This window comes from Pantoea sp. X-Soil-YNGN-775, from assembly GCF_059730575.1.
Genome location: NZ_AP035945.1, coordinates 2022522 through 2035479, shown reverse-complemented (window position 1 = coordinate 2035479; position 12958 = coordinate 2022522). Strand labels below are relative to the sequence as shown.

At 57.9% G+C, this 12958-nt stretch carries 14 protein-coding genes; 6 read left to right on the top strand and 8 right to left on the bottom strand.

Annotated features, from left to right (window positions below):
• Nucleotides 1–34 precede the first annotated feature (34 nt).
• A complete protein-coding gene (locus tag AC6I8I_RS09610) occupies nt 35–295 on the bottom strand; it encodes a hypothetical protein (protein WP_497820072.1) in 261 nt (86 codons plus the stop codon).
• 173 nt (nt 296–468) lie between these two features.
• Nucleotides 469–1722, bottom strand: coding sequence for a multidrug efflux MFS transporter YnfM/SxtP(Kp) (gene ynfM, locus AC6I8I_RS09605; RefSeq protein ID WP_409519739.1), 1254 nt, complete (start codon nt 1720–1722; stop codon nt 469–471).
• A gap of 95 nt (nt 1723–1817) precedes the next feature.
• On the opposite strand from ynfM, the gene AC6I8I_RS09600 reads away from it, so the two are divergent.
• From AC6I8I_RS09600 to AC6I8I_RS09585, 4 genes are all read left to right on the top strand, one after another.
• Nucleotides 1818–2711, top strand: a complete 894-nt coding sequence (locus AC6I8I_RS09600) for a LysR family transcriptional regulator (RefSeq protein ID WP_312054586.1) — start codon at nt 1818–1820, stop codon at nt 2709–2711.
• 130 nt (nt 2712–2841) lie between these two features.
• Nucleotides 2842–4059: a sugar metabolism global transcriptional regulator Mlc gene (gene mlc / locus AC6I8I_RS09595; RefSeq protein ID WP_312054588.1), complete on the top strand. Its 1218-nt coding sequence runs from the start codon at nt 2842–2844 to the stop codon at nt 4057–4059.
• Nucleotides 4060–4173: 114 nt separating this feature from the next.
• Nucleotides 4174–4872, top strand: a complete 699-nt coding sequence (gene bioD, locus AC6I8I_RS09590; protein ID WP_312054590.1) for a dethiobiotin synthase — start codon at nt 4174–4176, stop codon at nt 4870–4872.
• A gap of 181 nt (nt 4873–5053) precedes the next feature.
• Complete coding sequence (locus tag AC6I8I_RS09585; protein WP_497828615.1) at nt 5054–6442, top strand: nucleobase:cation symporter-2 family protein; 1389 nt, start codon at nt 5054–5056, stop codon at nt 6440–6442.
• A gap of 44 nt (nt 6443–6486) precedes the next feature.
• On the opposite strand, the gene osmV is transcribed toward AC6I8I_RS09585, so the two are convergent.
• From osmV to AC6I8I_RS09565, 4 genes are read right to left on the bottom strand one after another with little or no spacing between them, the layout of a single operon-like run.
• On the bottom strand, nt 6487–7623 hold the full coding sequence (gene osmV / locus AC6I8I_RS09580) for an osmoprotectant ABC transporter ATP-binding protein OsmV (protein ID WP_069728336.1): 1137 nt from the start codon (nt 7621–7623) through the stop codon (nt 6487–6489).
• On the bottom strand, nt 7623–8270 hold the full coding sequence (osmW, locus tag AC6I8I_RS09575) for an osmoprotectant ABC transporter permease OsmW (protein ID WP_069728335.1): 648 nt from the start codon (nt 8268–8270) through the stop codon (nt 7623–7625). Before osmW ends, osmV begins: the two co-directional genes overlap by 1 nt.
• Nucleotides 8271–8279: 9 nt before the next feature.
• On the bottom strand, nt 8280–9152 hold the full coding sequence (locus AC6I8I_RS09570; protein ID WP_312054716.1) for a glycine betaine ABC transporter substrate-binding protein: 873 nt from the start codon (nt 9150–9152) through the stop codon (nt 8280–8282).
• A gap of 56 nt (nt 9153–9208) precedes the next feature.
• Nucleotides 9209–9925 (bottom strand): ABC transporter permease, encoded by a 717-nt coding sequence (locus AC6I8I_RS09565; protein WP_312054597.1) that lies wholly within the window; start codon nt 9923–9925, stop codon nt 9209–9211.
• Nucleotides 9926–10316: 391 nt separating this feature from the next.
• On the opposite strand from AC6I8I_RS09565, the gene AC6I8I_RS09560 reads away from it, so the two are divergent.
• A complete protein-coding gene (locus tag AC6I8I_RS09560) occupies nt 10317–11783 on the top strand; it encodes an MDR family MFS transporter (RefSeq protein ID WP_312054599.1) in 1467 nt (488 codons plus the stop codon).
• Between the two features lie 34 nt (nt 11784–11817).
• Here AC6I8I_RS09560 and AC6I8I_RS09555 read toward each other — a convergent pair whose 3' ends face one another.
• On the bottom strand, nt 11818–12114 hold the full coding sequence (locus tag AC6I8I_RS09555) for a DUF1161 domain-containing protein (protein ID WP_159859395.1): 297 nt from the start codon (nt 12112–12114) through the stop codon (nt 11818–11820).
• Between the two features lie 45 nt (nt 12115–12159).
• On the bottom strand, nt 12160–12483 hold the full coding sequence (locus AC6I8I_RS09550; protein ID WP_497828614.1) for a DUF1283 family protein: 324 nt from the start codon (nt 12481–12483) through the stop codon (nt 12160–12162).
• Between the two features lie 133 nt (nt 12484–12616).
• On the opposite strand from AC6I8I_RS09550, the gene AC6I8I_RS09545 reads away from it, so the two are divergent.
• A complete protein-coding gene (locus AC6I8I_RS09545) occupies nt 12617–12943 on the top strand; it encodes a YnfA family protein (protein ID WP_031376729.1) in 327 nt (108 codons plus the stop codon).
• The last annotated feature ends 15 nt before the right edge of the window (nt 12944–12958 follow it).

Below are 12958 nucleotides of genomic sequence, written 5' to 3'. Positions count from 1 at the left end.
AGCGCAGCGGAAGCCTTGCTCAATCGCGGTCAGGCTAACGTGAGGTAAAAGTATGTTTCAGGGCCACAGCCGGCTGCGGGTCGTCCCCGGTGTGGCTAATGAGTGAGCAGCAGGTTTCACAGCCCATTGCGCCAGAATAATACTTTTTCGCCTGCAGGATAGCCGCATTGACGTGGTAAAAACTGCCGAGAAACAGCCGTTCGGCTGGCGCGGGCAGAAAGGGACAGCCCGCCGCATGTACCACATGGTTATGGTTGTAACCTGATTGTTTGTTCACGTAATAGTAGAGAGCCACAGGCGATCCTTTTTGCTGTGTCAGGCGACAGAAGGGTGCAGATGTCACAATCAGACCGATTATAGCGGGAAAAATACCATATGTTGCGGCTGGACCTGAAAGTTGTCTCACCGGCGGCGATAAAAAAGGCCCGGCACAGTGGCCGGGCCTGCTGTTCAGGGACAGGCAGGGGGTCAGAGCTTTTTACACTGCAGCCGCCAGGCCACCAGCAGAGCCAGCAGCAGCAGGGCGCTGATAAACAGCGTGATACCGATCCAGCCGTAGTTATGCCAGAACACCCCGCCCAGCGTCCCGGCGACGCTTGACCCGACGTAATAGCTGAACAGATAGAGTGAAGAAGCCTGACCGCGGGCGCGACGGGCCCGCAGGCCAATCCAGCTGCTGGCCACCGCATGGGCGGCAAAAAAGCCAGCGGTGAACAGCATCATGCCGGGCAAAATCAGCCACAGTGAATTAAAGGCGGTGAACAACAGGCCAGCCAGCATAATCGCGGTGGCACCGAACATCACCGGCCCGCGTCCCAGCCGGCTGGTTAACGCGCCCGCTTTCGGCGAACTCCATGAACCGGTGAGATAGACCACCGACAGCAGACCGACCACCGCCTGACTGAGATGCCAGGGCGCAGCCAGCAAACGGTAGCCGATGTAGTTAAACAGCGTGACAAAGGCCCCCATCAGCAGAAAGCCTTCTGCAAACAGCCACGGCAGCCCTTCATCGCGCCAGTGCAGACGAAAATTAATCAGCAGGTTGCGGGGACGCAGCGAGGTGGCGCGGAAATGGCGCGACGCCGGCAGGATTTTCCAGAACATCACCGCCGAAGCCAGAGAAAAGCAGCCGATAACCGCAATCGCCACCCGCCATGAAAAGAAGTCGGTCAGCACGCCGCTCAGCAGGCGGCCACTCATGCCGCCGATGGAATTACCGCTGATGTACAGCCCCATTGAGAACGCCACCACCCGCGGGTCCATCTCTTCACTCAGCCAGGTCATGCCGACTGCGGCGACCCCGCTCAGCGCCAGGCCCATCAATGCGCGCATGATCAGAATGCCGTGCCAGCTGGTCATAGTAGCGGAGATCAGGGTACAGATGGCGGCCAGCATCAGCGCGGTAACCATCACAGATTTGCGCCCGACCGCATCAGACAGCGGGCCGGTCACCAACAGGCCCAGCGCCATCAGCCCGGTAGAAATTGAGAGCGACAGGCTGCTGGCGGCGGGTGATACGCCAAACTGCTGCGACAGCACCGGCAATATTGGCTGGACACAGTAGAGCAGGGCAAAGGTGGCGAGACCGGCTGAAAACAGGGCCAGCGTGACGCGCATAAACTGCGGCGTTCCACGGGTAATCCAGCCCGATGCAGCCAGCGATTCTGGCGATCTGCATCCCACGTCATCCGCAACGGTTCCTGCCTGAGTAGTGCGACCCACAATCTTTCCTTAGTGTTAAAAAACCTGTCGTCAGCTTAGAAAAGGCTGATTATGATGTCTAATATATTAATAATCTCAAATAAGACGTTAAAGATATGAATATCGAGCTGCGCCATCTGCGTTATTTCATTGCGGTCGCCGAGGAATTGCATTTCGGCCGGGCGGCGCTGCGGCTGAATATTTCTCAGCCGCCGCTCAGTCAGCAGATCATTCAGCTGGAAACGGCAACCGATGCCCGGCTGTTTAATCGCACCAACCGCAGCGTGCAGCTGACGGCTGCCGGTCAGCAGTTACTGCAGGATGCGCGTGCCATTCTGTTGCAGGTGGAACAGGCGGCTGACCGGGCGGCGCGGCTGCATCGCGGAGAACAAGGAGAGCTGCGCATCGGCTTTACCTCCTCAGCGCCGTTTACTGCCGTGGTGTCCGATGCGCTGTACCAGTTTCGCCAGCGCTGGCCACAGGTGCATATCCAGATGCAGGAGATCAACACCCGCCAGCAGCTGGCCCCGCTGCATGACGGACGGCTCGATCTTGGCGTGATGCGCAATACGCCACTGCCAGCGGATTTGCGTCACCAGCTGCTGCTGAGCGAACCGCTGTATGCGGTGGTGCACTGGGCGCATCCGCTGGCCTCGGCAGAGAGAATTTCGGTCAGCGCGCTGGCGGCGGAGCCGTTTGTCTTTTTCGATCCGCAGGTCGGGACCGCACTCTACAGCGACATTCTGGCGCTGCTCCACCGTTATCAGATTAAGCCCTACATCACTCAGGAAGTGGGTGAGGCGATGACCATTCTCGGTCTGGTAGCGACCGGGCTCGGCGTATCCATCTTGCCCGCCTCTTTTCGCCGGGCGCAGCTGGCTGATGTTATCTGGCTGCCGCTGGCAGAAAGTGATGCTATTTCAGAGCTGTGGTTAGTCTGGTCCGCAGAGCGCGAAATAAATGAGCAGATGCGCCATATGATGACTTTACTGCAGCAAAAAAAGGCGTAAGTCTGGCCGGTCCCGACGACAATGTGTGCGATAAATCACATTTCTAATCAAATATTTGACGCTGCTGCCTGATCTGCCTCACCATGGCGCATGTTTATTTAGAAGCGCGAAAATAACCGGGAGCAGGGTTGTGAATCTGGACAGTCAACCTGGCCATATTGACCAAATTAAGCAAACCAATGCAGGCGTCGTATATCGATTAATTGATCAATTCGGTCCTATTTCGCGTATCGAACTTTCCCGACGCGCCCAGCTCGCGCCCGCCAGCATCACCAAAATCGTCCGTGAAATGCTGGATGCCCATCTGGTGCAGGAGACGGAGTTTCAGGAGCCAGGCAGCCGCGGCCGTCCGGCCATTGGCCTGATACTCGACACCGACGCCTGGCACTATCTGGCGATTCGCCTGCACCGTGGTGCCATGACCTTTACCCTGCGCGACCTCAGCAGCCGGGAACTGGTGGAGGATAGCCTGCCGCTGCCGGATGAATCGGCTCAGCCGCTGCTAACCGCGCTGATCGACCAGGTTGACGCCTTCTTTATTCGTCATCAGCAGCGGCTGGAACGCCTGACCGCCATCGCCGTGACCCTGCCAGGACTGATTAATGCCGCCTCTGGCGTAGTACACCGGCTGCCGGGATATCAGGTGCGCGACATGCCGCTCGGCGACGCGCTGGCGGCCCGAACCGGCGTACCGGTGTTTGTACAGCACGATATTTCCGCCTGGACACTGGCCGAATCGCTGTTTGGTGCCTCACGTGGCGCAGAAGATGTGATTCAGATTGTAATTGATGAAACGGTCGGAGCTGGGGTGATCAGCGGTGGGCAACTGCTGCATAAACGCGGCCGGGCGCTGGTGGAAATCGGCCATACTCAGATCGATCCCTACGGCCAGCAGTGTTATTGCGGCAATCACGGCTGCCTCGAGACGGTGGCCAGTATCGGTAGCCTGCTGGCGCTGGCTGCGCAGCGACTGCCGACCCAGCCTGACAGCCTGCTGCACCATCAGCCGCTGACGCTGGCCTCGCTCTGTGCCGCGGCGCAGTCCGGCGATCGCCTGGCACGCGACACCATTGCCAGCGTGGGTCATCACGTCGGGCGGATTCTGGCGATGATGGTGAATATCTTTAATCCGCAACATATTCTTATCGGTTCACCGCTCAATGCCGCGGCAGATGTGCTGTTTCCGGCGGTCAGCAACACCATTCTGCAACAGTCGCTGCCGGCCTACAGTGCCGGTATACAGCTGGCACCCACTGCGTTTAGTGAGCCGGGAACGCTGGGCGGCGCGGCGCTGATCAAAGATTCGCTCTACAGCGGTTACCTTTTAGTGAAGTTATTGCAAGGTTAAGCCTGACTAATCTTGCGCTAACGCAATCTGTTCTCATCTTCGATTCCTTAAAATGCGGAGTATTAGTAGGGTTAATCGCCGATTAGCCGCAACCGGTTTAAGAGGAGAAGTAGAGTGAAGAGACTATTTGTTACCGGCACCGATACCGCTGTCGGTAAAACCGTAGTATCGCGTGCGCTGTTGCAAAGTTTTATCAAAGCAAACCTCAGCGCGGTCGGATACAAACCCGTGGCGCGCTGTGCAGTGAAAACCGCTGACGGCCTGCGCAATAAAGATGCGCAGCTGCTGCAAAGCGCATCTTCTGTCGCACTGCCGTATCAGGCCATCAACCCGCTGTTGTTTGAGGAGCAGGAGATCGCCACCCACAGCGGTCAGGTGATTCAGTATGAATTACTGACCCAGGGCCTGAACAACCTGACCGAACAGGCGGATCGGGTGATAGTAGAGGGCACCGGCGGCTGGCGCAGTCTGATGAATGATGCGCGTCCGCTTTCCGGCTGGGTGATTGAGCAGCAGTTACCGGTGGTGCTGGTGGTCGGTATTCAGACTGGCTGTATCAGCCATGCGCTGCTCACCGCCGAAGCGATTCAACAGGACGGATTACCGCTGGTCGGATGGGTCGCCAACCGCATTAATCCGGGCCTGGCGCAATACAGCAACATCATCGAAGTGCTGCGGGAAAAAATCCCGGCACCGCTGCTGGGTGAACTGCCGTATCTGCCGCGCGCCGAACAGCGCGATCTGACGGCCTACTTCGATATCTCACTGCTGGAGCAGCCAGGCCTGCACTCTGTGAGTGCAAAGATCGCCTGATCATGAAACAAAATAACTCATCTGCGCCGGTGGTGAATGTAAAGTTGCACCCTTGCCACCGGCCGCGTCGTGGAATTATAACGTTACTTTTCAGTCACCTGGTCTGCAAGGCGAGGTGACGCAGCGCTGATGGCGCAAAAAATGCATTAGTCCGGCTAATCACTGTTGCCGGAGCACCGTCATGTCGCAATCACACGAGAAAGGTTTGTTATATGGGCTGGATGCCCGTATTGGTCCCGTCCCGGCGTTTTTCGCCGCCCTGCAGCATCTGCTGGCCAGCGTCGTCGGCATCATCACGCCGCCGCTGATTATCGGTTCAGTATTGGGGCTACAGGCCTATATTCCCTACCTGATTAGCATGTCACTATTGGTTTCGGGCCTCGGTACCTTTATACAGGCGCGGCGCCTGTTCGGCATCGGAGCCGGAATGATCTGCCTGCAGGGCACCAGCTTCGCGTTTCTCGGCGTGCTGCTATCAGGCGGCCTGATGGTAAAGGCGCGCGGCGGATCGCCCGAGGAGATCATGGCGATGCTGTTTGGCTGCAATCTGGTGGCGGCGCTGATCCCGATCCTGATTAGCCGCTGTGTCGGTCCGTTGCGTAAAGTGCTGACCCCGGTAGTCACCGGTACGGTGATCACCCTGATTGGCATCAGCCTGATCAAAGTCAGCATCACCGACTGGGCTGGCGGTCACAACGCCCGTGATTTTGGTGCTCCCGGCAATCTGGCGCTGGGCGCGCTGACGCTGCTGGTAATCGTGGCGCTCAATCGTGCGCGTAACCGCTGGACCAGACTGGTGGCGGTGGTGGCCGGAATTGTAGTGGGCTGCATCGCGGCAGCGTTAACCGGCCATCTGCAACTGAAAGCGCCGGACCACAGCGCGGCGCTGGTGCTGCCTGCGCTGTTTAAGTTCGGCTTTGCCTTTGACTGGACCATTTTCTTGCCAATTGCGCTGGTGTCGGTGATTGCGGTGATTGAAGCGGTGGGCGATCTCACCGCCAATTGCCTGATATCACAACAGCCGATCGGCGGCACAGTGTTCCAGCAGCGTCTGCAGGGCGGCATTATGGCTGACGGCGTCAGCTGTCTGCTGGCAGCCATTTTCTCGGCATTCCCGAACACCACCTTTGCGCAAAACAATGGGGTGATCCAGATGACCGGCGTGGCCAGCCGCTATGTCGGGATGGTGCTGGGGTTGATGCTGGTGCTGCTTGGTCTGTTCCCGGCGGTCGGCTCTCTGTTACAGCAAATTCCGCCGCCGGTGCTGGGCGGGGCCACCATCGTGATGTTCGGCAGCGTAGTTGCCGCCGGCATCCGGGTGATGACGCAAACGTCTTTAGGACGCCGTGAGATGCTGATCGTCGCGGTTTCTTTCGGCGTCGGCCTGGGCGTTGAAGCGGTGCCGGAAGTGCTGAAACAGTTACCCCCGCTGATCAACACGCTGTTTGGTCATGCGGTCACTACCGGCGGTTTGCTGGCCATTCTGCTGAATATGGTGTTGCCGGAGGAGGCGCGCGCCGTGGCCGTCGTACCGACCCAGGTGCTCAACAGCAGCGAAGAGCAGGCATAAAAAAAGGGCCATTACGGCCCTTTTTCACTTAGCGGTGAGAGCGATTACGGGTTCAGGCGGCGGCGGGTGCGGCCTGAGCTGAGGTAATCGGCGATGTAATCCTGTGAGATCTCACCGCTGTAGCGACCCTCTTCATCGACAATCGGCATCCAGACGGTGTTGTGCTCATACAGTTTTGACAGCACCACGCGCAGGTTCTCTTCCGCTTTTCCGGTTACCTTAAAGGTGTGCAGGCGCTCTTCGCAGCGGCCGCTGGCGTTACGTGCCTCACGCCGTTTCACAAAGCCGAGCGGCTTGCCATCTTCATCCACCACGGTAATCGAGCGCATATCATTGTCATCCATGGTGCCGAAGGCTTCTTCCAGTGAGGTTGATCGCTGTACGGTGATGGTGGGCTGCTGATCGGTGACGTCACCCGCCTGCACCAGCAGCAGGCGTTTCAGCGTCCGGTCCTGACCGACAAACGATCCGACAAAGTCGTTGGCTGGCGTTGCCAGCAGCTCGTCCGGGCTGGCGCACTGCACAATTTTACCCTGACCAAACACCGCGATTCGGTCACCGAGCTTCAGTGCTTCATCGATGTCATGACTCACCAGCATCACGGTTTTCTTCAGCTGACGCTGCATATCAAGAAATTCGTTCTGGATCACTTCACGGTTGATCGGGTCGACCGCACCAAAGGGTTCATCCATCAGCAGCACCGGAGGATCAGCCGCCAGCGCGCGGATCACCCCAATACGCTGCTGCTGGCCACCCGACATTTCACGCGGGTAGCGATGCAGGAACTTGCTCGGGTCGAGCGCCACCATACTCATCAACTCGGTGGCGCGCTCCCGGCAGCGTTTCTTATCCCAGCCCAGCATGCGCGGCACCACGGTAATGTTCTCTTCGATGGTCATGTTGGGAAACAGGCCAATCTGCTGGATCACATAGCCGATGTTACGGCGCAGCGTGGTGGTGTCCTGAGTGCTGGTATCTTCGCCATTGATCAGGATGCGGCCGCTGGTGGCGGGGATCAGGCGGTTAATCATCTTCAGGGTGGTGGTTTTGCCGCAGCCCGATGGCCCCAGCAGCACGCACATCTCACCGGCTGGCACTTCCAGGCTAACGTTATCCACCGCTTTCATGGTGGTGCCGTTTTTCTGGGTAAAGGTTTTCGTCAGGTTTTCCAGTGTAATCATTATCGAATTCCCTTAGGAGTCAGCGCCTGCTGCAAACGGTGCAGCAGCCAGTCAAGAACAATCGCCAGCAGGCAAATCATTAACGCCCCGGCTATCAACATACGAATATCACTGCCGCTGATGCCGTCGAGCAACAGCTGACCCAGGCCACCGGCACCAATCACCGCGGCAATCGCCATCACGCCGACGTTCATCACTACCGCGGTGCGGATACCGCCGAAAATCACCGGCAGGGCCATCGGAATTTCCACCCAACGTAATCGCTGCCAGAAGGTCATGCCGATGCCGCGACCGGCTTCGCGCAGGCCGTCGGGCAGGTTCTCCAGCGCGGTATGGGTATTACGCACAATCGGCAGCAGCGAGTAGAGAAACACTGCGGTAATCGCTGGCAGGGCGCCAATGCCCTGACCGATGATTGAAAACAGCGGGATCATCAGGCCAAACAGCGCGATGGTCGGAATGGTCAGCACCACGGTGGCGATACCGAGGATCGGCGTCGCCAGCCAGCGGACCCGGACAATCAGAATGCCAAGCGGCACGCCAATCACAATCGCCAGCCCAACCGCGACCAGCACCAGCCAGGTGTGCTGCCAGCTAAGCGTCAGCAGGCTGTTCCAGTTATCCATGATGTAGTGAAGGGTATCCACAGTGCCTCCTTACAGCATGTTTTTGGATTTAAGGAAATCACGCGCCACCTGTTCCGGTGACTGGTGATCGATATCGACCCGCTTATTCATTTCGGTGATCGACTCATCGGTAATCAGCGGTGATAGCTGATTCAGCGCCGCTTCCAGCCCCGGATGGCTCTCCAGCACATCTTTACGCACCACCGGCGTGACGTTATAGCTCGGGAAGAAGTGCTTATCATCCTCCAGCACTTTCAGGTCGAAGCCTTTCACCCGGCCGTCGGTGGTATAGATCAGACCGGCATCGACGAAGCCATCACGGATAGCGTTATAGACTAAGCCGGGGTCCATCTGACGGATCTGCGGCCGATCCAGCGCCATGTTATAGGTCTTCTGTAACGGCTTCATGCCGTCTGAGCGGCCGGAGAACTCCAGATCCAGCCCCAGTCGCCAGTTGTGCTCCGGGTCCTGTTTACGCACCTGCTCCAGCTTCGTCACCAGCTGCGACAGGGTGGTGATCCCCTCTTTTTCCGCCCGCTGCCGGGTCATGGCAAAGGCATAGGTGTTGTTCATCGGGGCCGGGTTAAGCCATACCAGCCCCAGCTTCGCATCGAGTTTCTTCACCGTTTCATACGCCTGCTCAGAGGACATCGGCTGGCTGATATGGTTGAAGATGATCAACGAAGTGCCGGTGTACTCCCAGGTCATGTCGATCTGCTTATTCAGCAGCGCATTACGGCCGATGGTGGTGGCGATATTGCGCTTCGGGATCACCTCAAAGCCCTTTTTCTCTAACCACATCACCGTCATGGCCGACAGGATATGCTGCTCGGTAAAGCTCTTGGTCGCCATCACCAGCGGAGCGGCGGCCTGGGCCGTCTGGCTCAGGGCCAGCGTCGCCATCACCGCAAGTGCACTCTGTTTAATCCAGCGCGTTAGCATCGCAAAATTCCTTATCGTTATGCCGCAGCGTGCGGACTGAGAACGCGGCCCAGGGCGGCCAGCAGCATATCCAGCACCAGGGCCACCAGTGCCGTTGCCACCGCGCCGAGAATCAGCGTCGGGAAGTCATTGAGGTAGATGCCGGGAAAGATCAGCTCGCCGAAGCTGCTGGCACCAATCAGAAACGCCAGCGGCGCGGTGCCGACATTGATAGCGGTCGCGATGCGCACCCCGGTCAGGATTACCGGCAGCGCATTCGGGATTTCGACCTGGCGCAGACGCTGCATTTTGGTCATGCCAATGCCGTTGGCGGCTTCGATCAGCGAGGCGGGCACTGCGCTCAGACCGGAGAAGGTGTTACGCACGATAGGCAGCAGCGAGGCGAGAAACAACGCGATCAGCGCCGGACGGTCACCGATGCCGATAATGACCATCGCTAATGCCAGCACCGCCAGCGGTGGCAGGGTATTGCCGACGTTAAAAATCTGCATCACATATTCAGCCCAGCGACGGGCAAAAGGGCGGCTGAGGATGATGCCGCTGGGAATACCGACCAGCAGGGCGAACAGCATCGACCAGAAGACTAAAAACAGATGTTGTTGTCCGAGATAGAGCAAATCGACCTTTCGGGCAACCAGCTGGTCCCAGCCGAGGCCCCAGATTAGCGCGCCTATTACCACCGCCACCGCCAGCAGTGCCTGACCGGCACGGCGCACCAGTGAAGCATTTTGCATAAGGGAGTCTCCCTGATAACGATCTCAATTGTTATAACAACCATTAACAGTCCGACAGAAGCAGCAAAAAAGGCCACGGCTCCCAATACCGAAACTGCGATAAAATGTAGACAAAATGACTGTTTATCTACGCTTTTTCAGTGAATACTGAGAAAGAAGCCTTATTGCTATAGCAGCCTGAAGCGAAGCGCGCTAGCTTTTTAGCGTCAAATCAGGGGATTAAAAGCAGGTTAAAATAGTGTTAAAGCCGCGTGGCGATTGGGCTGACGCATCAATGAAAATTTTTCATCGACTTTGGGTGACAATGTCACAGAGAGCGCTAATGATGCGCACTGAAGGAAAACTGCCTGAGCGGATTTTCAGCTACGCTTGCAGCAAAAAAAGGAACCCTATGACTGAAAGTGCACAACTCCAGACCGGACACCGTCACTGGATCTTAATTGCCTGCATGCTGGCAATGTTTATGGCGGCGATTGAAGTCACCATCGTTGCCACCGCTATGCCCACCATCATTGCCGAACTGGGCGGTTTTTCGCAGTTTGGCTGGGTATTTTCCATCTATCTGCTCACCCAGGCGGTCAGCGTGCCGCTGTATGGCCGGCTGGCGGATCTTTACGGCCGTAAAAAGATGTTTTTTATCGGCACCTCGATTTTTCTTATTGGCTCGGTGCTGTGCGGTTTCGCCCACAGCATGACCTGGCTGATCCTGTTCCGCGCCTTTCAGGGATTGGGAGCCGGAGCCATCATGCCGCTGAGTTCGACTATCGTGGCAGACATCTACTCACCGCGTGAGCGCGCCAGCGTGCAGGGCTGGCTCTCCAGCGTCTGGGGCGTTGCGGCGATCGTCGGTCCGCTAACCGGAGCCTGGCTGGTGCAGCACTTTAGCTGGTCGGTGATTTTCTGGGTCAACCTGCCCATCGGGCTGATCAGCATGCTGATGCTGGCGCGCTGGTTACCGACGCATCAGCAGCAACAACAGCGGCAGCCGCTGAATCTGGCCGGCAGTGGCTGGCTGATGCTGTGCGTCAGCGCGCTGCTGGTTGCGCTGCTGCAGGCAGAACAGCTCGGCTTATGGCTGATCCCGTTTCTGCTGTTTTCGCTGTTTGCCGGCTGGATGCTGAAACGGCACGAGCAGCGGGCCGACGCGCCGCTGTTTCCGCTGATTATCTGGCGCAGCCGGCTGATCATTGCCGGGAATGCCGGCAACCTGATCATCGGAGCCGCCATGATGGGGATCAGCGCTTTTCTGCCAACCTGGATTCAGGGCATTGGCGGCGGCTCGCCGCTGCAGGCGGGCAGCGCCCTGGCAATGATGTCAATCGGCTGGCCGCTGGCCAGTACCCTGAGCGGCCGTCTGATGCTGCGCACCTCTTATCGCTTTACCGCCCAGCTGGGTGCGCTGTTGCTGATAACCGGCAGCGCCTTACTGCTGCTGTTGCGGCCTGACAGCTCGCTGTATCAGGCTGGCTTAACCGCCTTTGTCATCGGTACCGGTATGGGAATGACCAGCACCACGTTTCTGGTCTCGGTGCAGAATCAGGCGGATTACCAGATTCGCGGCATCTGTACCGCTTCGATTATGTTTAGCCGGATGATTGGCTCGGCGATTGGCACCGCCATCATGGGCGCGGTGCTGAACCTTAATTTACACTGGCGGTTGCCGCAGGCGCAGGACCCGGTGCAGCAGATTATGGCCGATGAAAGTCGTCGTCAGCTGACACCGGAGACGCTGCAGCAGATGGTGCAGGCAATTGCCGCCTCACTGCACTGGGTGTTTGTGGTGGCTCTGGTGATTGCGCTGTTTGCGCTGGGTGTGGCGTGGATGATGCCGCGTCAGCGGCCGGAGCATGCGGAATAGCGAGCAGGGCGACAGGAGGTCGCCCTGCGGTTGTTTACTGTGCGGGCGCGTCCTGTGAACTGCCGGCACTGTCTGGCACGCTGGCGTCATCGTCACGCCCCATGCGCTTGTAAACAATCTTTTGTGTGTCGTTCTCACAATGTCCCACCACCTGACCGCCAGCCTGATCAACCTGATCGTTGGCGACGATGTCGAGACTAAAACCCGATTCGGGCACACCGTTCTGAATAATTTTCTGGCTGATCTCGGTTTTGACCGATTCACAGGATGCCTGTGCCAGCACGGGCAGCGCGAACAACGTCGCCGTTAACAAAACCCTCTGTAGCTTCATCACGTATTCCTTATGTTAGTCGTCCGTCATTACTATAGCTGAAAATCAGGGGGTAACTGGCCGGCCGGAGCGGCGATCCAGACAACGCAGGGTATTCGGCTCCCAGTAAGCGTTGAGGTTCAGGCTTTGCTCACACTTATCGCGGGTATCAAACGCGCGATCGGCCTTATCAAACTCTTTCTCGACGCGGCTATTCACCTTGTTACGCAGCATCCGCGTGTCATTCCACTGCTCTTTATCCTGACGCGCTGCTTCGTTACTGGCGGCGCTGCTGCCATCTTCAATAATCAGGCGATTAGTGGTAGCACTGGCATTAAAGGCTGCCGCTGACAGCAGGCTGACCAGCAGGACCGGGATCAATTTTTTCATTGCGCTTTCCTTCAGTTAACGCAGACATTGCCAATAGTAACGGCTGTTGCCGCGGACAGGCTTAGTATATCATCGCCGTTTCTTTGCTCACCAGCGGTGAGTCGTTTGTTTACGTTTGTGAGAGAAAAGGATGCTGATTAAAACCGCCTTGCTGTTTTTTATCACCGCGCTGGCGGAAATTATCGGCTGCTTTTTGCCGTGGCTGTGGCTGAAAAAAGGCGGCTCCGTCTGGCTACTGCTACCCGCCGCCGCCAGCCTGGCGCTGTTTGTCTGGCTGCTGACGCTGCATCCTGCCGCCAGCGGAAGGGTGTATGCCGCTTATGGCGGAGTCTATGTGCTGACCGCACTGCTGTGGTTGCGGGTGGTCGACGGCGTGAAGCTCAGCGCCTGGGACTGGAGCGGGGCGATTGTCGCCTTTAGCGGCATGCTGATTATCGTGCTGGGCTGGGGGCGGGGCTAGAGCCAGCCGGCAAGG

Coding starts and splice junctions, on each gene's coding strand:
- AC6I8I_RS09600 (WP_312054586.1), top strand. CDS start 1,818: ATGAATATCGAGCTGCGCCATCTGCGTTATTTCATTGCGGTCGCCGAG.
- AC6I8I_RS09585 (WP_497828615.1), top strand. CDS start 5,054: ATGTCGCAATCACACGAGAAAGGTTTGTTATATGGGCTGGATGCCCGT.
- osmV (WP_069728336.1), bottom strand. CDS start 7,623: ATGATTACACTGGAAAACCTGACGAAAACCTTTACCCAGAAAAACGGC.
- AC6I8I_RS09570 (WP_312054716.1), bottom strand. CDS start 9,152: ATGGCGACGCTGGCCCTGAGCCAGACGGCCCAGGCCGCCGCTCCGCTG.
- AC6I8I_RS09565 (WP_312054597.1), bottom strand. CDS start 9,925: ATGCAAAATGCTTCACTGGTGCGCCGTGCCGGTCAGGCACTGCTGGCG.
- AC6I8I_RS09560 (WP_312054599.1), top strand. CDS start 10,317: ATGACTGAAAGTGCACAACTCCAGACCGGACACCGTCACTGGATCTTA.
- AC6I8I_RS09555 (WP_159859395.1), bottom strand. CDS start 12,114: ATGAAGCTACAGAGGGTTTTGTTAACGGCGACGTTGTTCGCGCTGCCC.
- AC6I8I_RS09550 (WP_497828614.1), bottom strand. CDS start 12,483: ATGAAAAAATTGATCCCGGTCCTGCTGGTCAGCCTGCTGTCAGCGGCA.